Annotated in this window: 20 protein-coding genes; 9 read left to right on the forward strand and 11 right to left on the reverse strand. The window is 58.9% G+C overall.

The annotated features are described in order from the left end of the window. Nucleotides 1-150: 150 nt before the first annotated feature. Complete coding sequence (locus QP999_RS07080; RefSeq protein ID WP_070624924.1) at nucleotides 151-810, forward strand: ACT domain-containing protein; 660 nt, start codon at nucleotides 151-153, stop codon at nucleotides 808-810. Here QP999_RS07080 and QP999_RS07085 read toward each other — a convergent pair. Genes QP999_RS07085 through QP999_RS07100 form a run of 4 tightly spaced genes read right to left on the reverse strand, consistent with a single transcriptional unit; the run spans nucleotide 807 to nucleotide 5,666 of the window. Continuing rightward, nucleotides 807-1,565 (reverse strand): HAD hydrolase family protein, encoded by a 759-nt coding sequence (locus QP999_RS07085; protein WP_070525254.1) that lies wholly within the window; start codon nucleotides 1,563-1,565, stop codon nucleotides 807-809. The two genes, QP999_RS07080 and QP999_RS07085, sit on opposite strands and share 4 nt — an antisense overlap. After that, nucleotides 1,562-2,332, reverse strand: a complete 771-nt coding sequence (locus tag QP999_RS07090; RefSeq protein WP_070624922.1) for an HAD family hydrolase — start codon at nucleotides 2,330-2,332, stop codon at nucleotides 1,562-1,564. The genes QP999_RS07085 and QP999_RS07090 overlap by 4 nt, the downstream gene beginning before the upstream one ends. After that, nucleotides 2,329-4,353, reverse strand: coding sequence for an NAD-dependent DNA ligase LigA (ligA, locus tag QP999_RS07095; RefSeq protein WP_070684290.1), 2,025 nt, complete (start codon nucleotides 4,351-4,353; stop codon nucleotides 2,329-2,331). The genes QP999_RS07090 and ligA overlap by 4 nt, the downstream gene beginning before the upstream one ends. Before the next feature lie 53 nt (nucleotides 4,354-4,406). Then, nucleotides 4,407-5,666 carry an ATP-binding protein gene (locus QP999_RS07100; protein ID WP_070525251.1) on the reverse strand — a complete coding sequence of 420 codons (1,260 nt, stop codon included), beginning with the start codon at nucleotides 5,664-5,666 and terminating at the stop codon, nucleotides 4,407-4,409. A 145-nt stretch (nucleotides 5,667-5,811) separates the two neighbouring features. On the opposite strand from QP999_RS07100, the gene QP999_RS07105 reads away from it, so the two are divergent. From QP999_RS07105 to QP999_RS07130, 6 genes are all read left to right on the forward strand, one after another. Continuing rightward, a complete protein-coding gene (locus tag QP999_RS07105; protein ID WP_070563067.1) occupies nucleotides 5,812-6,483 on the forward strand; it encodes a 3'-5' exonuclease in 672 nt (223 codons plus the stop codon). A 63-nt stretch (nucleotides 6,484-6,546) separates the two neighbouring features. Then, nucleotides 6,547-7,062: an ArsR/SmtB family transcription factor gene (locus QP999_RS07110; protein WP_070563064.1), complete on the forward strand. Its 516-nt coding sequence runs from the start codon at nucleotides 6,547-6,549 to the stop codon at nucleotides 7,060-7,062. Then, nucleotides 7,062-8,060 carry a serine hydrolase domain-containing protein gene (locus QP999_RS07115; protein ID WP_070563061.1) on the forward strand — a complete coding sequence of 333 codons (999 nt, stop codon included), beginning with the start codon at nucleotides 7,062-7,064 and terminating at the stop codon, nucleotides 8,058-8,060. Before QP999_RS07110 ends, QP999_RS07115 begins: the two co-directional genes overlap by 1 nt. 9 nt (nucleotides 8,061-8,069) lie before the next feature. Further along, entirely contained in the window at nucleotides 8,070-8,354 is a 285-nt protein-coding gene (locus QP999_RS07120) for a hypothetical protein (RefSeq protein WP_070563058.1), read from the forward strand. A gap of 4 nt (nucleotides 8,355-8,358) precedes the next feature. Continuing rightward, complete coding sequence (locus QP999_RS07125) at nucleotides 8,359-8,622, forward strand: FitA-like ribbon-helix-helix domain-containing protein (RefSeq protein WP_070525241.1); 264 nt, start codon at nucleotides 8,359-8,361, stop codon at nucleotides 8,620-8,622. A 108-nt stretch (nucleotides 8,623-8,730) separates the two neighbouring features. Continuing rightward, on the forward strand, nucleotides 8,731-9,861 hold the full coding sequence (locus QP999_RS07130) for an ATP-binding protein (RefSeq protein ID WP_070525238.1): 1,131 nt from the start codon (nucleotides 8,731-8,733) through the stop codon (nucleotides 9,859-9,861). On the opposite strand, the gene QP999_RS07135 is transcribed toward QP999_RS07130, so the two are convergent. Continuing rightward, nucleotides 9,858-10,766 (reverse strand): uroporphyrinogen decarboxylase/cobalamine-independent methonine synthase family protein, encoded by a 909-nt coding sequence (locus QP999_RS07135; protein WP_070525236.1) that lies wholly within the window; start codon nucleotides 10,764-10,766, stop codon nucleotides 9,858-9,860. The two genes, QP999_RS07130 and QP999_RS07135, sit on opposite strands and share 4 nt — an antisense overlap. Nucleotides 10,767-10,871: 105 nt before the next feature. Here QP999_RS07135 and QP999_RS07140 point away from each other — a divergent pair, with 105 nt between their 5' ends. Next, nucleotides 10,872-11,240 carry a PH domain-containing protein gene (locus tag QP999_RS07140; protein ID WP_070525234.1) on the forward strand — a complete coding sequence of 123 codons (369 nt, stop codon included), beginning with the start codon at nucleotides 10,872-10,874 and terminating at the stop codon, nucleotides 11,238-11,240. 1 nt (nucleotide 11,241) lies between these two features. Here the strand turns inward: QP999_RS07140 and mnmA are convergent, their stop codons facing one another. Beyond that, nucleotides 11,242-12,327: a tRNA 2-thiouridine(34) synthase MnmA gene (mnmA, locus tag QP999_RS07145; RefSeq protein WP_284847975.1), complete on the reverse strand. Its 1,086-nt coding sequence runs from the start codon at nucleotides 12,325-12,327 to the stop codon at nucleotides 11,242-11,244. 102 nt (nucleotides 12,328-12,429) lie between these two features. Here mnmA and QP999_RS07150 point away from each other — a divergent pair, with 102 nt between their 5' ends. Further along, on the forward strand, nucleotides 12,430-13,272 hold the full coding sequence (locus QP999_RS07150) for a spermidine synthase (RefSeq protein ID WP_284847976.1): 843 nt from the start codon (nucleotides 12,430-12,432) through the stop codon (nucleotides 13,270-13,272). Here the strand turns inward: QP999_RS07150 and QP999_RS07155 are convergent. The 5 genes from QP999_RS07155 to QP999_RS13445 form a co-directional block, all read right to left on the reverse strand. Further along, nucleotides 13,269-14,423, reverse strand: coding sequence for a glycoside hydrolase family 25 protein (locus QP999_RS07155; RefSeq protein WP_070624916.1), 1,155 nt, complete (start codon nucleotides 14,421-14,423; stop codon nucleotides 13,269-13,271). The two genes, QP999_RS07150 and QP999_RS07155, sit on opposite strands and share 4 nt — an antisense overlap. A gap of 220 nt (nucleotides 14,424-14,643) precedes the next feature. Continuing rightward, nucleotides 14,644-15,156 carry a hypothetical protein gene (locus QP999_RS07160; RefSeq protein WP_070563051.1) on the reverse strand — a complete coding sequence of 171 codons (513 nt, stop codon included), beginning with the start codon at nucleotides 15,154-15,156 and terminating at the stop codon, nucleotides 14,644-14,646. A 2-nt stretch (nucleotides 15,157-15,158) separates the two neighbouring features. Further along, nucleotides 15,159-15,611 (reverse strand): Panacea domain-containing protein, encoded by a 453-nt coding sequence (locus tag QP999_RS07165; RefSeq protein WP_070525225.1) that lies wholly within the window; start codon nucleotides 15,609-15,611, stop codon nucleotides 15,159-15,161. A 205-nt stretch (nucleotides 15,612-15,816) separates the two neighbouring features. Then, nucleotides 15,817-19,116 carry a type ISP restriction/modification enzyme gene (locus QP999_RS07170; RefSeq protein ID WP_371440684.1) on the reverse strand — a complete coding sequence of 1,100 codons (3,300 nt, stop codon included), beginning with the start codon at nucleotides 19,114-19,116 and terminating at the stop codon, nucleotides 15,817-15,819. Continuing rightward, nucleotides 19,088-20,806 carry a restriction endonuclease gene (locus tag QP999_RS13445; RefSeq protein ID WP_502870654.1) on the reverse strand — a complete coding sequence of 573 codons (1,719 nt, stop codon included), beginning with the start codon at nucleotides 20,804-20,806 and terminating at the stop codon, nucleotides 19,088-19,090. The genes QP999_RS07170 and QP999_RS13445 overlap by 29 nt, the downstream gene beginning before the upstream one ends. Between the last annotated feature and the right edge of the window lie 20 nt (nucleotides 20,807-20,826).

Genomic DNA, 20,826 nt, shown 5'->3' on the forward strand with positions numbered 1-20,826 from the left:
GTACTGCACAGCTGTTGCCGCGCCACCACCACTCCTCCCCTAAGTGAAGCTCATACTATTGAATAGTATTCGACAGGTTGGGTAACATCGATCGAGTTAGAAAGCCAAATATCCCCTCCCTACTTATTCACCTTCCCCAGAAAGAACGATATGTCGTACCTCGTCCGTGTCCTTCTCCCTGACACCCCCGGCAGCCTTGGCCTCCTTGCCAACGCGATGGGCAGCATCGAGGCAAATATCCGCTCCGTCGACATTGTGGAGAATTTCCCAGACGGTACGGTCATGGATGACATCGTCTTGGATCTCCCCCAGTCCACCATGGCGGATGAGATCATCACGGCAGCACAGACAGTGGAAGGAGTCGAGGTCGACTCCATTCGCCCCTTCAGCGGTCGCGTCGACCGCCGCGGGCAAATCCACGTGCTGGCCAAGGTTGCCGCACAACGCAACGTGACGGCCGCAATGAGCGAAGTCTGCGCCGCCATCCCCAAGGCGCTGACGTCCAATTGGGCCGTTGTTATTGCGAACGACGAGAAGATCAGCCGCATCGCCGCCTCAGACGCCGCGCCTGCCGACGACGGCTCGATCCCCACCGACCTCAACATCACAACGGCTCGCGTGCTCAATCCCGAGAAGGACACATGGATCCCGGAATCCTGGACGCTCATCGAATCCGCGCTGGCCGCTGCTCCCCTCGTGGGAACGAACTACGTGGTGGTGATGGGCCGCGTTGGTGGACCCGATTACCTCGCCTCCGAAGTTGAGCACTTGGGTGACTTGGGTGCCATCTTGGGTGCGTTTCTTACTTAGCGGGCAAGCAACGAGTTGAGTCCCGCGGCGACATCGGGGACCACGTGGTCCACCTCTTCGGTGATCTGCGTTCCCGGGAACGTGAAGGACTCGGTGGCGATGGAGTGCATCGAGAGATCATTGAAGCTATCGCCGAAGGTGTAGAGTTCAGCTTTTTCGTGGCCGAGATGATCAAGCAACCGCGTCAAGCCCTCACCCTTGTTATGGCCAGGTGGCATGATGTCGTAGAAATCGCAGTTAAAGGATGATTCGACGGCACAATTCTCGCGGACCCACTCGTCCACCTCGCGGCGCAGCTCAGGGTTGCCAGGGATCCACAGGGACAACAACACAGTGCTGCGCTTGGCGACGTCCCCCGGATCCACCACTTCCGTATTCGCCACCATGGAGGACTCGCGTCCTGCGAGGCCATCCCACGCTACCTGGTCGGCTCCAGACAAGCCTGTGAGGTAGATATTCAACGGCAGGCCGGTGAAACGAGCGACAATGGACTGCACAACCTCACTCGGCAGATGCTCCTCGTGCAGGATGGAATAGTCGCCGCCGGTGATGACTGTCCCGTTGTAGAGCACGTGGTAGTCCAGCTCCACGCCGAAGGGTTCGAGTGTGTTGCGCGCATTGGCGATGGACTTGCCCGTCGCGGAGACGGCCAAGTTGCCTGCGGCACGCCACTCAGCGATGGCTTTTTGTGTGGCCTCTGTTATGTCTTCGTTGACGTAAACAGTGCCATCCATGTCTAAAGCCGCAATCTTCATGAACCGTAGTGTATTAGACCTTCAACGGCTGAGTCCACCACCGCGGTGCACGCCTTGTGGATGTCGGGTTGTGCCCAGGGGAAGGTGAGGGAGACGTCGGCAAGCGCATGCATGGGCAGGTCATTGTGCCCGTCCCCGAAGGTGATGAGCTCAATGTCAGAGCGCTCAACTTCCAGGTGACGAAGCAGCCAAGTCAAGGCAAAGCCCTTGTCGTGACCGGGCGGCATGATGTCGAAGAAGTTGCGGTTCATCGCGGTACCTACCGGAAAGCGGTCCGTGACCCACTGCGCGATCTTCCTCTGCAGGTCTGGGTTGCCCGGGGTCCAGGCGGCAACAAGCGGGAAGACCTCTTCCTCAATGCGTGACGGCGGGACCGGCACGGGCTCACTGATGATGGGGTTGTGCACGCCCGCCACGTTGCGCACGAGGTAGCCGTCCGGGCCTGTCAAACGTGTGCAATAGAGGTCGAGCTTTGGTGTGTCATGCACCCGCTCATACACGGCACGAACCACCTCGGGCGGTACATGGTTTTCGTAGAGCAACTCATAAGAGCCATCCATGATGACGGTGCCGTTGCAGAGCAGGTAGTAGTCAAAGTCAACGCCAAAAGGCTCTAGTGCACGCCGAGCAGAATGAGGAGACTTGCCCGTGGCCACGACAGCAAGGTTGCCCGCAGCGCGCCAACCGGCAATCGCCTCCGGCACGTCTTCGGGCATGTGGCCATCAAAGTAGATAGTGCCGTCCAGGTCGAAGGCGGCTAACTTCATGCCTCGCCCGTTTCAAGGAGGCGGTTGAAGCCTTCCTCATCCAAGATGGTCAAGCCAAGGTCGCGGGCCTTCTGTTCCTTTGAACCGGCGTTTTCTCCGACGACGACATAGTTGGTCTTCTTCGACACCGACCCGGAGGCCTTGCCGCCACGGGAGATGATGGCCTCCTTAGCGGAATCGCGACTGTAGTTCTCTAGGGTTCCGGTCACCACCACGGTGATTCCCTCCAGCGTTTGCGCGGGCTTATCGCTGGATTCTTCCTCCATGGTCACCCCGGCGGCGGTCCACTTCTGCACGATGTTGTCGTGCCAGTCCACCTCGAACCATTGCTTAAAGGATTCCGCGATGATGCCACCCACGCCATGAGTATCCGCCAGCTCCTCCACCGATGCCGCGCGCAGCGCCTCCATGGAGCCGAACCGCGTGGCTAACGCACGCGCGGCAATGGGGCCAACGTGGCGGATGGACAGCGCTACGAGCACTCGCCAGAACTCAGCCTGACGGGCGGTCTTGAGGTTCTCCAGCAGCTTCTTGCCCGAGGCGTTGAGCGCGCCCTTCTGGGTGGTGTAGACCGAGGATTTAAGGAGTGCTTCTTCATCGAGATCAAAGAGTTCTGCCTCGTCCACGAGCACTCCGGAAGAAATCAAGTCCGCCGCCGCCTTCTCCCCCAGCTCACCAATGTCAAGCGCCTTGCGGGAGGCCAAATACTCCAGACGCGCCGCCAGCTGCGCTGGGCAGCTGCGGGTATTCGGGCAGCGCCAGTCCTGGTCGCCTTCCTTCTGCGGTGCCAGCTTCGTGCCGCATGCAGGGCAGTTCTCCGGGAAGACCCAATCGGTCTCACTGCCATCGCGCTTGTCTAGGACGGGGCCGAGAACCTCAGGGATGATCTCTCCGGCCTTGCGGATGACAATGGTGTCCCCGATGAGGACGTTCTTGTTCTTGACCTCGAACTGGTTGTGCAGGGTGGCCATGGAAACCGTCGAGCCGGAGACAAAGACTGGTTCCATGATGGCGAAAGGCGTCACGCGCCCCGTTCGACCGACACCGACCTCAATGTTAAGAAGCTTGGTGGTGACCTCCTCCGGTGGGTACTTATACGCGATGGCCCAACGTGGCGCACGTGAAGTCGCTCCTAAGGAGCGCTGGCTGGCCAGGTCGTCGACCTTGATGACGAGACCGTCCATCTCGAAGTAAGCATCGTGGCGGTGTTCCTCCCAGTAGGTCACGCGCTCTTGAACCTCCTTGGTGGTGGTGACCCGCTGGGTATAAGGCGACACCGGGAATCCCCATGCCTCCAAGGCCTGGTAGGCGTCGTGTTGCGAGGCTGGTTGGAATCCTTCGCGCGCGCCGATGCCGTGGCAGACCATGTGGAGCCGGCGCTTCTTGACGTCCTCCGGGTCCTTCATGCGCAGTCCGCCCGCGGCCGCGTTGCGGGGGTTGGCAAAGGTGGGCTTACCATCCTCGCGGCGTGCGGAGTTAATTTCCTCAAATTCATCCGGGCGCATGTACACCTCGCCGCGGACCTCTACCAGGGAGGGAACCGGGTATTCTTCGCTGCCCGTCAGCTCACGTGGGATATCGGGAATAACACGCGCATTAGCAGTGATGTCCTCACCCACGCGACCATCACCACGCGTGGCGGCCGTGGCAAGCTTGCCGTCACGATAGACCAAATCGATGGACAAACCGTCAATCTTGAGCTCGGTGAGATAGGCCTTTGCCGGGGTGCGGTCCAGCCAGTCCTGCAACTCGTCAGCGCTAAAAACGTTGTCCAAACTGTACAGGCGTTCCAGGTGCTCGATGTCAACGGCGCCCTCCGGGGCAGCGCCCACCTGCTGGGTAGGCGAATCCGGAGTTTGAAGCTCCGGGTGTTCCGCTTCCAGCGCCAGCAAGCGCTGGAAAAGGGCGTCAAAGTCCGCATCCGGGATCGCCGGCTCGCCGTTGTAGTACAGCTCGCGGTGCTTGCGCACTTCCTGGGCAAGCTCGGACCATTCGCGTTGGATATCTACTGCATCACTCACGAGTCACTAGTGTAGCGGGGCTGCCGGACACAGCATGTTCCTGGCCAAACGTCCTATCCACGCCACAAATATGACATCGGTAGCGCACAAAGTTTGTCTCCCAAGGGCTGCACATAGGGAATCGGAGCCAAGACAAATCCTCCACGGAAACGGGGCCCTAGTTTCTCGCTCAGTGCACGCAAATGCCGAACCTGTCCTGCCTTGACTGTCGCACCGGATTTAACCTCAAGCGCAGCGATGCTATTGTCCGCGAATTCGATGACAACATCCGCTTCCATCCCGGCACTATCACGCCAGTGGAGCAGCTGATGCTGACTTTCAGCCCAACCCTGCTGGGCAGAAAGTTCCTGAAGGACAAACCCTTCCACTAAATGCCCTAGATGCGACTGCACCAGCGGATTCATGAGCATGTCTCGAGTTTGCCCCGCTAACCAGGAAGCCAGACCGGAATCAGTGACCCAACTTTTGGGCTTGGATATTTCTCGCGACGTCAGATTTGATTTCCACGCTTTCACCTGTGAGGAAAGAAACAGCCTTGACAATGTATCGAGGTAGGAGCGGACAGTGGACGCTGGGATTTCCGCTTCACGTGCGAGCTTCGCCGGAACTAACTCCCCCGCCTGATGTGCTGCGAGTAGTCGCAACAACGATTGCAACCTTCCCGGCTGTGCGCTTTCCCGGGATAGGGTTTCTTCAATCACCGTCACATGTGAAACATAAGACTCGAACCAAGCTCGGCGCATCCGATCTTGCAGCTCTAATGCAACCGGATAGCCGCCCTTCAGCACTTTGTCCACCAAGCCAGCTCGATCTACTTGTTCCGTAGGAACAGAACGCACAGGCAATTCGACGAGCTCATCGAGCCTATCTACAAAGGCGCCGTCACTGACGGTTTCACAAATTTCTTGTTGGCTCAGTGGGTGCAAATGGAGATCAATAATTCTTCCTGCAAGGGAATCCTTCTTACCCACTCCCCGAGCAAAATCTGATGAACCAGTAATGATAAATCGACCTGGCCGGCGGTTCCTATCCACCTCGGCTTTTAACGGCAGTGTGAGCTCGGGAAGCCGCTGAATTTCATCAATAATCAGCGTTGCGTCACCACCTTGCTGCACAAAGGTCATCGGATCCTCTTCCGCTAGTGAGAGAGCAGCGGGATCATCCAGCGTTACATACACAGCACGTTCAAGGCCGAGATGCCTTGTCAACGTCGACTTGCCAACCTGCCGTGCGCCCGTGACGTGGACAACGGGTGAGAAGGTCAATGCTTCTCGGGCAAAACCTTCCATACCGCGTCTAATATACCGTTCCATAAATAGCACTCTACCTGCAGTTGGTCATTCTGCAAGGCTTTGTCCGTCATTCTGCAAGATATTGATCGTCATTCTGCAGTTCTATATCCGTCATTCTGCAGGACTTCCACAGTGCATGTCCGAGCCGGGCGCTAGAGTGTTGTCCATGAACTTCGACGCCACCCGTATGCTCTCCTTCGACCTCGAGACCACCTCCGTAAAGCCCAAAGAAGCCCGCATCGTCACCTCTGCCCTGGTTCGTATCGACGGGCGCGAGGTAGATAAGCGGGAAATGCTCGCTGACCCCGGAGTGGAGATCCCCGAGGAGGCCGCCAAGATCCACGGCATCACTACTGAGAAGGCCCGCGCGGAGGGTCGCCCGCACGACGAAGTCCTCAAGGAGACGGTCGATGCCATCTACCAGGCCTGGGAGGAAGGTCTTACGCTCATTGTCTACAACGCCGCCTACGATCTCTCTGTACTGCGCGCGCTGACCGGGGACTTCACGGTGAACGGCCCAGTATTCGATCCTTTCGTCATCGACCGGGTGAAGGACAAGTGGCGCAAGGGCAAGCGCACCCTGGAGGAGGTCTCTGCCCACTACGGCGTGGAGCTGAGCAACGCGCATGAGGCTACTGCCGACGCCCTCGCGGCCGCCCGCGTCGCTTGGAAGCAGGTGCGCCAGCACTTCCCCGAGCTAGCACAGATGGACACCAACGAGCTCATGGAATACCAGGCCGTCGAGTGGTACAAGGACCGCGAGTCCTTCAAGAAGTACCTGGAAGGACGCGGTCGGGATGCCTCGGATGTCTCCACCGCGTGGCCGATGATTTCTTAACTCCAGTACCCAATCCTCAACTAAGCCTTGCCAGGTTTCTAGATTTCTGGAATTCTAGATTCCATGGACACAACAGTCGAAGCACGCCTCGCCGAGCTTGAAGCGCGCGTCGCCGCGCTCGAGGGGCGCACGAACACTGCCGACGCCAGACCTACACCCACCACCACTGAAGAAGACTCGACCTACTGGCTGGTCGACGCCCTCGCACCCAACGAGCAGCTTCCCGACGGTTCCGTCATCTTTGGCGGCAACATAAACGTCGGCAAGCGCTCGTACGCCTACCAATGGCAGCGCCCCACCACGTTCGTTACCGATGAGAGCTGGGCGGAGAACCTCGAGCGTCTCTCCGCGCTGGCTCATCCCGTCCGCGGCGAAATCCTCCGCCGCCTCCTCGCCGCACCCGCCACCGCCGCCGAGCTTGTCGAAGAAAACATCGTCTCCTCCACCGGCACCGCTTACCACCACTTGAGCGCTCTAACTCATGCGGGCTGGACCACGAAGTCTGGCGGCGAATACTCCATCCGCCCGCCCCGCGTTATTCCCCTGCTCACCATTATCACCGCAAGCGAGGACCATTAATGCGCAAAATTGTCTTAGCCGTCATCACTGCTACTGCCGTTGCCGCCGTCCTGCTTGTCGCAGGCCCACAGAGAATTACGCTGGCACAAGACAAGACTGGCGACGAAAACCTAGCCACCCAGCTGGAACAGCACTCAGAGTCCGGCTTCCACAACCTCACCGCCTTTACCCTCCAGGACGGCAAGGCCACCTTCGCAGGACTGGGCAGCGACGAGCACACGGAGGTCGAAATTGGTTCCGTCACCAAGATGTTTACCGGCGAGCTGGCCCACCAGCTCGTCGAAGAGGGAAAGCTGAGAACTGACACCACTGTGGGCGAGGTCCTTGACGTCGGCGATGCACCCGTCGCTGACGTCACCGTAAGGGAGCTGCTCGACCACACCTCTGGACTACCCGCCGTCGCCAAAGCGAACGTCCTCAGCTTTTTCGCCTCAACGATCACCGGTTCGAATCCCTATGAAGGTGAGACCGTAGAGGACATCGTGGACGCTGCCACGAAGGCCGAGCTAAAGGACCGCGGCGAAGAATCCTATTCCAACCTTGGCTACGGGCTCTTGGGTCATATTTTAGAGACCGCCGCCGGGCAGCCTTATGAGCAGATGCTCAAGGAGCGCATCTTCGAGCCAGCTGGCATGACAGAGACCTACCTCATGACGCCGGGCTCTGTGCCTGCCGACGCTCCACGGGGACTTACCGCCACCGGCCGCCATGCTGAACCCTGGGAGATGGAAGGCTCCGCACCCGCGGGGGCGATCCGCTCCACGGCGAGTGACATGGCCAAATTCGCTGAGTGGTTTATGAAGAACGGCGATATCGACTACGGCTGGCAGCCTCCCAGCAAGGACAATGCTGGGTACTGGCACAACGGCGGCACCTACGGTTACTCGACCATGCTCATCATCGAACCAGAGACCAAGCGCGCCGCCTTCGCCAACAACGATTCCCTTGCCGGCACCGAAGACCTTGCCCAAGCTCTATTCGACGAGCTCGCATCTTAAGGAGTAACCATGTTCCTCACCGTAGCGCTCGCAGTCATCACCGCTTCGGAGCTTTGGGCCGCATGGAAGGCCCTGAGAAAGCCCCATTCCATTGCTCAAAGCATTGGCACCACGACGATTACGATCCTCACCATACTCTTCATCGGCTACGCCATGCCCTGGCATACCTCGGTCAGTTTTGGCTGGTGGTACGCCCTTGTCGCAGCCTGCTCGCTACACATCGGCGCGGTAGCTTGGCAGGCCGTGCAACCATCTAGCGGCACAGACGCTGGTCAAGAAGCTCCCGTACGATAGGACTATGAGCTCCTCCCCTACCTGCACCGTTGAAATCCAGGACGTAGACAGTACAACCATCGCAACCCTTCAGCACCGCGCCGCTACCGCTGGTGTTTCCCTCGAAGACTACGTGCGCAACATCCTCACCAGGGTCGCGTCGTCCCCATTTACCGCAAACAGAAAATCCATCGAAGAAAAGGCGGCCGAACTCTCCCAGCGTGCACCTATCGATGTGAAGGGAGACTTCGACGTCATCGCCGCAATCCGCGCCGGACGAGACACATAGAAGACTAAGGAGATCGTTGGTCTCCCTAGTCGCCGCCCTCAGAAAAGTCTCCCAAATCTCCCGAGTTTAAAAAGTCTCCCAAATCTCCCAATGCTCTAGGATGAGGCTATGTCCCCGCACGAGAATCCCTTCCGCCCCACCTTCGGCGTTCCACCACTATTCTGGGTCGGCCGCACGGCAGTGCTCGACACCTTCCGCGCAGCGCTTGACTCCCAACCAGGCAGCCCGGGCCGCTCGCTCATCATCAGCGGTGCCCGCGGTATCGGCAAGACGGTCTTGCTCAACGAGATAGAAGATATCGCTTCTAGTCGCGGGTGGATCACATTGCGAGCCTCGGGACGCAGCTCCATGGTTGACGAGCTCGTTGACACCACCATCCCGCGCATCATGGACAAGCTGGCCCCGGCGGACAAGCACAAGGTCAACCGTGTCGGCATTGGTGGTGTGGCAACCATCGGCATCCAGCACAACACCGAGGAAGCCTATAAACCCACGCTCAACACCCGCCTGCGCGAGCTTTTAGGCATGCTCAAAGGCACTGGCGTGCTGCTCACCATCGACGAAGTGCAGGACGCAGACGCCGAGAACCTAACTTCCCTGGCCGTGACCTACCAAGACTTGGTGCGCGATGAGCTCGACGTCGCTATTGTCGCCGCGGGCCTTCCACAAGGCGTCAACCGCCTGCTGGACCTGCCGGGTGTAACCTTCCTACGCCGCGCGCAGAAGTTCGTTCTGGGCCCGCTCTCCCCCGCGAACGCCGAGGTGGCCTTCACCGAGACCGCCGCACAGTCCGGGCTCGAGTTCACCGATGATGCGGTTGCAGCGGCGGTGCGCCTGTCGCGCGGCTACCCCTACATGGTGCAGCTGGTGGGCTCACTGGCTTGGGGAAAGGCGCAGCGCGAGGGTGGGAGCAGTATCGAGGAGAGTGACGTCGCAGCGGTGTCAGCCGAGGCTATCTCGGTTTTGGGCGCCCAGGTACACCAGCCCGCTACCCTTTCGCTTCCACCGGCCCAGCGCCTCTTCCTCGAGGCGATGAGCGCGGTCATGGAGGACGGCACGGCAGAAATCAAGAACATCGCCGCGCACCAGGACCGGACGGTGCGCTCCTTGTCGGCCACACGCCAAAGGCTTATCGACGCCGACCTCATCGAACCCACCGCCCATGGCCAACTCCAGTTCGTTATCCCGTATATGGAGGCCTACTTCACCACGACGGATAGCTTGGGGCGAGTTGACTAAAGGTCACCGGCATCGCGAGTGAGGATGCCGGCGGTCTCGGTTGCCGAGCGCAGGGATCTGGCGGAGGCCTTGACGGGATAGACGTCGAAACGGTCGACGAGCAGGTCGCGTGGCATGCCGATGCGGTCGAGGTGCCGGGCCAACGCGATAGCCTCCGCGCGGGCATCGGAACCTTCAATGCCCAGACCAATCCGGTGGCCCGCGTTAAGGTGTTCGCCCAAGCCATCAAGGTGACGCGGGGTCTCCAGACCGCGGAAATCCGTGAGGAAGGTCGTGGCAGCAGGCGCTAGCGACCACAGCGGTGGGGCGTGTAGGTAGTCTGCTTCGAAGGATTGTAGGAGGTCGAGCGCGACCTCATCCGGGACCGCCGGGATGGTATCGAAATCTGTGGTGCCAGGGACGCGGCCGGCGATGATATCGGCAAGCAGGGGCTCGTCGAGCTGGATAGCGACCTCCCCGTGGAAGCGGCGCGCGACATCCGCGGCGTGGACACGGACTCCGTAGAGAAGTGACTCCGCGAGCTCGTTAAAGGCGCCGCGGTCGGTGAGAACGCGGTGGCCGTCGGAAAGCTCAATGCTGGCCGCAAGCGACCACGGGCCGAGTGCTTGCACCTTGACGCGGGGCACGGTTTCGCCCCAGACTTCCTGGACCTCGTCGAGGTCGCGCTCCAAGCGGTCCCACGTGCGGCGGGTCAGCAGCTGCGGGCGCGCCGTCATGCGCCACGAGCGCGGGCCTCGGTCGATGGAGATGGCCTCCAGCATGCCGGCGGTGCGGCCCACCGCATCGGAGCCCAGCCCACGCTCGGGCAGCTGCGGGATGGCAGGAAGTTCGGTCTCCCCCATGATGATGTCCGCGGCCTCCGCGATGGAGGTACCGGGCATGGGGCCAAGGGCGAATCCCGTCATCTCATCTCCTTCCGAATTTTTTCTTTTAATACCGAATCAAAGACTACGGCGACATTTATAATGCAATTCACAAACCACTAAGTCGAAGAGGTAAAGGATACTCCTGTGGCACTTGAACAGTTTTCTGGCTGGACCTTCTATTCTCCTTGCGAGATTCCGAGCGACATTCCGTCAGTTCTCGCAGCCAACGAAAAGCCCATTTGCGCATTTAAAACTGTCCGAGACGCAGCCGTCTTCACTAGCCACCGATTGATTATCCGAGATTCTCAAGGTCTCACTGGAAAGAAAGTCGAAATCTATTCTCTCCCTTACTCCTCCATTAATATGTGGTCGACGGAGAATGCTGGAAAGCTCCTAGACGTAAATGCTGAACTGGAGCTCTGGACACGAGCTGGCCACTTCAAAATCAACATCGGGCCCAAAGTCGATATTCGGGCACTCGATCGACTCATCGCTGACTGTGTGCTTCGCTAAACTACTCGGTCCCGCAGATGGTGCCGGAGCCCAGGACAATATCGCCTAGCTCGTCCGGGCTCGGCAGGTAGAGCACGGCAGCCTGGCCACGAGCCACACCGGAAAGAGGCTCCTTCAGGTCCAGCGTCATGCGGTCGGCTTCACGGTCCACGTGAGCGTAGCAGTGAACGACGGAACCGTGGGCTCGCACCTGCACCTCGCAGTCGAAGTCACCTTCCATCGCTGGGTGCAGGTACTTTAGGCGGTCGGCCTCGATGCGGGTCACGGCCAGGTCTGCGCGCGACCCGACGGTGACGGTGCCGGTGGCCGCGTCGATGTCGGTGACGTAGCGCGGGGAGCCGTCGGCAGTCGGCGTCTTGATGTCCAGGCCCTTGCGCTGGCCGATGGTGTAGTTCCACGCGCCATCGTGTTCCTTGAGTTCGTTGCCCTCGGTGTCCACGATCATGCCTGGGCGCAGGCCGATGGAACGCCCCAGGAAGGCCTGGGTATTGCCGTCCGGGATGAAGCAGATGTCATAGGAGTCCGGCTTGGCCGCCGTGGAGAAACCATGGCGCTTGGCCTCCTCGCGGATTTGCGGCTTCGGGGTATCACCAATCGGGAAGAAGCAGTGGTCCAGCTCCTCCTTGGTAATAACACCCAGCACATAAGACTGGTCCTTGTTCTCATCCAGGGAGCGGCGCATGTAGCCGTCGGCGTCGATAGTGGCATAGTGGCCCGTAGCCACCGCATCGAAGCCCAGCGCCATGCCCTTACGGAGCAGGGCTGCGAACTTGATCTTCTCGTTGCAGCGCAGGCACGGATTCGGGGTCTCGCCGCGGGCATAGGAGTCCACGAAATCACCGATGACGGCTTCCTTGAACTCCTCGGAGAAGTCCCACACGTAGAAAGGAATGCCGAGCTTGTCGCAAATGCGGCGGGCATCGGCGGAGTCCTCCAAGGAGCAGCAACCGCGTGCCTTCTCACGTGTCTGCTGTGCATCCTTGTGCAGGGCCAGGTGCACACCAATGACGTCGTGGCCCGCCTCCACCGCGCGTGCCGCGGCGACCGAGGAATCGACGCCGCCGGACATGGCTACCAATACTCGCATGCTTTCCCCTTCTTCCTTCTTTCGTCCACTTAGGCTAGTCGCGGTGTACCCCATACCCCAACACACTGAACTCACGCTCTATTCCCTAAGCTAAAAGGCATTATGGGAAGAAAGCGCAACAAGACCGATTCAATCGCGGGCACCTACGAGATTTCCACGGGGGAGCTTGTCGTCGAAGCCGACCCCTTCCGCGATGGCGCCTTCATCCTCAACATCAACGGCGTGCCCTCCTCACACCTCATCCCCGAAGACCCACGTACCCTCGAATTCGAGTACATGCGTTGGATTGCCGCTGCGGTGGAGAACCTGGCGCCCGGCAAGCGCCTGCTCCACCTGGGCGGCGGTGGCTGTTCTCTCCCCCGCTACTTCGCAGACCTGTGGCCGGATTCCCACAACACGGTGGTAGAGCTCGACGCGAAACTGGCCGAGCTCATCCGTGAGCTGGCCGATATCCCTGCCGCTCCCCGCGTGAAAATCCGCGCCGGTGAGGCACGCGCGGTGACGGAAGGCTTCCCTCCGAATCGCTTCAACGTCATCATCCGCGACGTCTTCGCCGGCGCCGTCACGCCAAAGCCTCTCACCACCCAAGAGTTCTTCCAGCACGCCCACGCCACCTTGTCACCTGGTGGTCTTTACGTTGCCAACTGCGGTGACCACTCCGACCTGCAAGGGGCGAAGGCAGAACTCGCCGGAATGGCAGAAGTCTTTGCACACGTTGCCGTTATTGCCGACCCTCCCATGCTCAAAGGCCGGCGCTACGGCAACATCATCCTCATCGGCTCAGACACCGAGCTGCCTGTCGACGGCTCCCCGCAAGCCGCCGCGCTTGCTAAACCGCTGCTGTCCGGTGCGGTGCCCGCGCACTTTCGCGACGAGTCCTGGACCCGCCGCTTCTTCAAGGAGGCTAATCCGCGCCACGACGCCCCATCACCGCGTAGCGATTAACGCAGACTATTGAGCAGATCCGCCACTTGCTTGGAGTCGAGATTAGGCACCGCAACGCCTGCGGCGTGACCAGCGCTGCGTGCGGCGCGGTCAGCATTTTCCACGTCCTGCTGGCTGACGTTATCGGCGTCAACGTCCTGGAGGTGCTGCGCGTTATCCAGGAAGATGGCTAGATCGCCGATGCTGGCGTCATTGTTGGCCATGTCCTTGAGGTCATCGGTGCTAATGGCGCCGTCGTTAAGCAGCTTTTCCGCCTGCTCAATGAGTCCGGTCGCATCGACATCGAGCCCCGCGTTCTTGGCGGCATCGGCGACGGCCGGCACGGCCACAGCACCCGCTGCCAGAGCCAGGATTCCAGCGATCAGCACGCCGGCGTCGTCGCCTAGGTCAATACCCGGGATGACCATGTCATCCAAGATGCCGCCGAAGTCGATGTAATTGCCGCCGGAGAAGGACTGCAGCTGTGCCTCAGTACCGTTAAAGAGGTTCATGTCAACATCGGTTTCGATACCGGCAACGCGGCCGCTGCCGGAGCGCTGCCAGAAGGCCAACTTGTCCCAGCCGCCGACTGGGTCCGGCGCGGTGTCCTGGTAGGCGGCCAGCCACAGAGGGTACTCGGAGAAGCGTGTGGAATTGCCCATCTGGCCCATCCAGAAGTATTTGTAGGTGTACAGCATCGGCGTGCGGCCGGTTAAGGTCTTTACCTCAGTCATGAAGGTGTCGATCCACTCCTCCAGCTGAGCAGTGCTCAGGCCCTCATCGACCTCAATGTCGAGCACCGGCGGCAAGGTTTGCGTCGGCACCAGTGCAATCTGGGAGGCAAAGCTGGCCGCCTGCTGCTTGGCGTCACCAGCCGGGCGCGCGTAGTGGTAAGCGCCGACCTTCAGTCCAGCCGCTGCGGCAGCATTGGCATCGCGTACGAAGTGGTTGTTAACAAACCCAACGCCTTCAGTGGCCTTCACAAAGGCATAGGACTGGCCATCAGACTTCACAGCGTCCCAATCGATTCCGCGAAGGGACGCGTGGTTATTTCCGGAGACATCCACACCGGAAGGTGCGGTGGACGGGATGGCAACGGCGGTGGATACGGACAGTGCCACGGCCGCTACGGCAGTAACGGCGGCGGTAACAAGGCGACGTGCATGGCTCATGCGCGCCACACTACCGCTTTAACAACATGAGTAACAGATGCAACACGCGAAACTTTAAACTCGTTTGCCACAGTTTTAACACCGCCACCAACGCCGTCCCGATAAACCGGTGCAGCAAAGGAACGGGCAATGCTTGGCGACGCCCCTCCAAAAGGTCCGGTCATCAGAACTAAGGGCTTCAACAAAGCTGTCAGCAATCGGAAGGCTGGAGCCGCTCCAGTTATGTGTGTCGCTTTTCGACCGGATAAACCTTGTGCTCCGGGTCATACCAGAGCACACGAAACAGGCTTCCTGAGCGGAACCCCCACAACCGGCAGGCACCACTCAGTCTAAAACGGAAGACTCGTTCTTCATTTTGGTCTAGCTGTCGTAGTCGATTCTGCGCAGCTTTACTCAATTCGTTGATTGCGTGATCATGGTTGCGCCGGTGCCCCTGGGCTCCTTCGTTTTCACACTCTGCCCAAGTCTTCTTAGTTAGATCATCAAGGAACTTAAGTAGTTCCACTGTCTCGTTGGCACTCAAATCCCATCGGCGTCCGTCACCATCGCCAGGAACCTCATCTATCTCCCTAGCCGTCCAACGAACTAATTCGTTCTTATATGAGGCATCTTGTGTTGCGCTCACCGGAACCTTTTTATCGTCAGCCGTGGCAACCAGCGGGGGCACGTACTTTCCACCAGCGTTATTCCTTTGGCGCGCAAGCTTCTTTTTCTTACGCTTTCCGCTGCCCATCGTTATGCGCTAGCCGCGGATTGCATGGCACTGTAAAAGTCTTGCATGACCTCTAGGCTGACTTCGTTCGTGGAGGGAGCGCCATCTGCAACGCCCACGCGCGCCTCGCGCCACGGACGTTCATTATGAGACAAATCGCTCAGCTGCTGACCGTTCAAGTGACCATAAGCAGCTAAGACTGCATCAATGGTGTCTTTCTCATCTGCAGTTAACTGAGTAGAGTCACCGGGAAACATGTCAGTGCTCGCGGTGAATTCTCCGCGGTGGCACCTATAAAGGTCACGGCAAACAGGACCGTTAGCCCATGCCTCTATGCGGGAATTGAACAAGGGCTTTTCATCCCACACGAGACTCCATGCTTGGGCGTAGTAAACGAGCTTCTGGAGCTTCATAGTGCTTACACTAGAATCAACGTTTTCCAGAATGTAACGAGCTACATCGTTGACGCGCGCCATATCCAGCTCCTTTCGCCCTTGTCCTGGTGCATGTTTCTACCCTTCACTTTCTATTATCCACCAGACTGCGCGTGCACCAACAGATACACGAGAAGTCTCGTGTGCGTCCCCCCATCAGTGTGGCATAGGCAAAGAGCCTACTCGCTTTACAAACACCACTTGACTCCTTATAACCATACATCTGGCGGACAAATTTGGCTCCCGACTACTTGGAATTCAATCCATCCACAATCCGTACCGTCTCCATGGCCACGCGCACGACTTTCCCAATCAGGTCCACGATGTAGCGCGGATTGCCTACCTCGTCGGCCCAGTCATTGGGGTCGTTGACGATGCCCGAAGCCTTGTCCTTCTTGACCTGGTAGCGGTCAATCAGCCAGGCGACTGCTGAGCGCGAGCCCAACATGTACTCGTCGGCTTCTTCCGGAATGCCGGCGATGGTCACGCGTTTGTTGTAGATCAGCTTCGTCACGTCATTGACGTTCTTGCCCGTCTCCGGATCCTTGCGCTTGGCCCACTTCATCTTGAGCACGCGCCACGTCTCCCGGTCAGCCTCATCACCCGTGACCTGAATGTCTAACGGCCACGGATCCACGGTCTCGTAGTTGACGTGAAGGGACATCAGCTCCTGCCCGGCAGCAGCAAACTTGTCGAACTCCGCACGCGAACTCGGTGTCTCGATATGCGGCAGCATCTTCTTCAGGTCAGCCGCGTACTTCGTGCGGTAGTCAGGGTCGTGCAGCTTGCCGTAGACAAAATGGAAGATGTCATCACCCGTAATGTCTGCACCCAGCGCGTCACGATAGAGAGCCTTGATCTCATCAGTGATGTTGTCCACTCGCACGTAGCCGTCGATGACCTCACCAATCGAACCGTAGACGCTGGCTTCGCCTTGCTTAACGACGCCTCCCTCACCGAACAGCCCACCGTCGTCGGCCTCGACGGCGGCCCAGGTGAAGCGGGGGAAGAATTGGCCGGTGTCCAGGGTGTGCAAGTTTGGTAGCAGGTCAGTTGCGATAAGACCGAAATCATAATGCGATGCAGACCCAGTCAATACAAAGCCAATGTTTCGGTGCTCTGGAGTTGGAAACATGACTGGAAGCTTGTAGGTCATGTCATTGAGCGACTGTTCGAAATACGCCCGTTGCTTGGTAAACGGACGATAAAGCGATCCAAAGACACGATCAGGCTGCACGAGAATTTCGGTATCTTTGGCTGCGAGATTTTTAAGCGTTCGATTCCATGACGCTTTCGTTGTATCTGCGTATTGTGGATGCACTCGCAGGAAAGCCGTTACGTCCTGTTCCTTAGGCTTCGTGTTCCCCTGGTCAGCTAACCATTTATGAAGCAAAGCTGTTGCCTCAGTGTATGTACCAGTCAAGACTCCCAACTTCGAGAGCAGTTGGCCGTCGGTGTGCGCATAAGCCCATGCGTCGCGAGCGGTAGAAAGACCACGAGAGTACACTTCAAAAATCCTTGTCGCGGCACCATTCTTCACGCTAATAGCTGGCCAGTTTTCAAACTCCTCTGATCGTTGGTTCAGCCAGTCGCCTTCCTTATTTGGCACGATCTCCTGCCAATCCAAGTACTCAACATTCGAGTTTTCGACAATCTCAAGCTTCTCATCACGGGTAGCGCCATCGGGGGTCTGTACATAGTGCAGGTTGAAGCCAGTCTTGTTCGGGTCCTTTACTCCGACAAATACAGCGATCGTGGTCTGCGATCCCGCCCCAAAAATCTGGCCTCCCTCTGCTCGCCAATTGGAGTTACGCATATTGCCACGAAGATTAAACACATAGAGATCCGTGAAATCCTCCGCCATCGACAAGCGAACTCCATCGCCGGTGTTGCCATCAATCCATCCACCATTAGAAACGAACGCAACGATGCCTTGGGCACCAATGCGGTCGGTGGCCCAGCGGAAGGCACGTAGGTAGGAGTCGTAGAGCGAGTTCTTATTGGTCGCGGTGGACTTTGCAGCGTAGGTCTCCGCAATCCGCTTATCTAGGCTCGGGTACTTCAGGTTTGCGTTGAGGTCGTTCGCGGACTTCTGCCCTGCGGAGTACGGCGGGTTACCAATCACAACGTTGATGGGTGCTTGCTTCTGGCGCTCAATGGTCTCGTTGTTCTCACGGAAGATGTTGAGGTCTGGGATGTCGCCTTCCTCGTGGATTTGGAAGGTATCGGCCAACGCAATGTTGGTGAAGGGAACGTACTCGGGTGCAGGTTCGCCGTTGCGCAGGGCTGCCTCTTCGCGCAGGGCGTTGTAGGTGGTCTCAATGTTCACCGCTGAGACGTAATAGGCCAGCAACATGGTCTCGGTTGCGAAGAGCTCATTGGCGTACTTGCGGGCGAGGTCTTCCGGTTTGATGAGTCCGGACTGCAGGAGGCGAACAGTGAAAGTAGAGGTGCCCGCGAAGGGGTCGAGGATGCACACTCCCTCATCGGTCAATCCCTTGCCAAAGTGCTTCTTGGATACATCGTCGGCAGCACGCAGGATGAAATCGACAATCTCGACTGGGGTGTAAACGATGCCGAGAGCCTCGGATTGCTTCTTGAAGGCTTTGCGGAAGAAGCGCTCGTAAAGCTCCTTGATGACCTGCTGCTTGCCGGAGGCAGAGTTCACCTCGGAAGCACGGATGCGGACGGACTCGTAGAACTTCTCTAGGGACTCGGTTTCGGTATCGAGGTTCGCCTTAGACACGGCCTTGACCATCTTCTCCATCACTTGGGCCACGGGGTTGTGGGTGATGAAGTCATGATTCTCAAACAGCGCGTTGAAGACCGGTGCTGTAATGAGATGCTGCGAGAGCATCGAGATGGCGTCTTCTTCGCTGATGCCATCGTTGAGGTTGTTGCGCAGGCCTTCCACGAAGCTGTCGAATTCGGTGCGGAGGGAGCCATCGGCGCCGTTGAGAAGCGCCTTGATGCGGGTGATTTGGTTCTCCGCGATGGTGGCGACATCGTCGGCCCAGTCCTCCCAATAGGTGCGGGTGCCGACCTTATCCACCAGTTTGGTGTAGATGGCTTCTTGCCACTGTTCCAGAGAGAACAGGGCGATCTGCTGGGTCACCGTCGAATTATCAGCCAGCGGCTCAGGGGACTTTGTTTCATCCGCTTCCTTGAGCTTCTCAGTGTCGCTCTTCTCGTCATCCCCTGGCACGTGGACGACGTCGATGGGTAGGTCTTCTTGACCCGCCGTGCCGTTCAGAGCGATGGAATTAATCTTCGCATTGAAGCGGTCATCGTGGGCGCGCAGCGCGTTGAGGATCTGCCAGACCACCTTGAAGCGCTGGTTATCGTCGAGCGCTTTTGCCGGGGAGACATTGCTGGCAACGGCCACGGGCAGGATGATGTAGCCGTAATCCTTGCCTTCGGACTTGCGCATGACACGGCCGACGGACTGGACCACGTCCACCATGGAGTTGCGGGGGTTGAAGAAGATAACGGCGTCCAGCGCCGGGACGTCTACGCCCTCAGAAAGACAGCGCGCATTGGTGAGCATGCGCGACTGTTGCCCCCCCCCCTGAAGGAGCCTCAAGCCAGGAAAGCTTGGTGCCTCGTTCCATGGCGTTCATGCCACCGTCCACGTGCTGGGCGGCAACGTGGAGGTCGACGTTGGTCAGGGAGACGTCGTTAAGCACTGCTTTTTCTTTGAGCAGTTCCTGGTGGGTACCGATGAGTGATGGGTAGGTCTCCGCAATGAGCTGGGAGGTCTTGATGTCCTTGGCAAAGGCCACGGCGCGCTGCATGGGCTGGGCGTCTTCCTCAAAGCCGCCCTTCTTGCCCTGCAATTCACCGGAGCGCTTGGCCAAGCCGTTCCAGGCACCAATCATGGCGGAGGCGAGTGAAAGGTTGACCTGGTTGTTCTCACTGTGGGCCATGGCTTGGGCGGCCACGGATTCATCCACGGTCATGACAAGCACCTTGTAGTCAGTAAGCAGCCCCTTGTCCACGGCTTCGCCAAAGCCGAGGCGGAAGAACTCTGGTCCGTAGATGGCTTCATCATCCATAGAGGCCAGCTCCGCGGAGTGCTCTTCGGCCTTGCCCTTGACGGCTTCGTCATAAAGGCGCGGGGTGGCTGTCATGTAGAGGCGCTTGGCTGCCTTGATGTAGTCGGCATCGTGGACGCGGACAAAGTTGCTGGCGTCCTCACCGGCCAAGGTGATGCCGGTGGTGCGGTGGGCTTCATCGCAGATGACGAGGTCGAAATCATCGAGGCCTACCTGCTGGGCATCTTGTACTGCCTGGATGGACTGGTAGGTGGAGAAGACGATATTGAGGCCCTTGGCGCGCTTGCCGGATTCAAAGCGCGTGGTGATGTCCTTGCCTTCGGTGGAAACTGGGACCTCAAGGTCATAGACGGCGATGTCCTCGGCCTTCTTGGAGACCTTGCTGTCGGAGCACACCGCGAAGGCGCGCATGTCGAGGCGGCCCTGGGCGGTCCACTCCTTCAAGGTTTGGGAGAGCAAGGAGATGGACGGCACGAGGAAGAGAATCCGGGCCTTGCCGCCGTTGTCCTCAGCGACGCGTTCCGCCAGGCGCAGGGCGGTGAAGGTTTTTCCGGTGCCGCAGGCCATGATGAGCTTGCCGCGGTCATGGGTCTTGAATCCTTCGATGGCTTTGTCGATGGCCGCCTGCTGGTGTGGGCGGGGTTCAAAGGTCTCGCGCTGGGAGAGGTTGATCTGGATGGTTTTATCGCGCACTTCCGAGCCAGGGAAGGCCACGTCCCAGTTGATGGGTGATTCCGCGATGGCGGAGATGCCAATGCGGCTGGTTGGAATGATCTGGTTGGCCAGCGCATCTTCTGCATGGGAGGACCAGTGGTCCGTGGTGGAAATAATCAGGCGGCTGCCGAAGTGCTGGCGGCCTTCTTCCGTTTGGAAGGAATGACCAGAGGCTTCGAAGAAGGAATCCAGGTGGGACTTCTGAATGCGCGCCTTAGAGTCATAGAACTTGCACTGGATGGCGGTCCACGTGCCGTCATCCACGCGGCGGGCCACCAAGTCGATGCCGGTGTCAGCCTTGCCGCCGTTGTAGCGCCAATCCGTCCAGCGGCAGACCTCATCGAACTGGTTCTTTAAGGTCGGGTCGGTCTTGAAATAGTTGACCATCAGCTTCTCAAAGGCAATGCCGTACTTTGCCTTCGGTTGGTTTTCGCGCAGCTGGTCTAGGACCTCAGAGAACTTCGACATGAGAACATTGTGCCCGAAGG

Origin of the sequence: Corynebacterium sp. MSK004 (assembly GCF_030232515.1) — a bacterium.
In the GTDB taxonomy this organism is placed as follows: domain Bacteria; phylum Actinomycetota; class Actinomycetes; order Mycobacteriales; family Mycobacteriaceae; genus Corynebacterium; species Corynebacterium hesseae.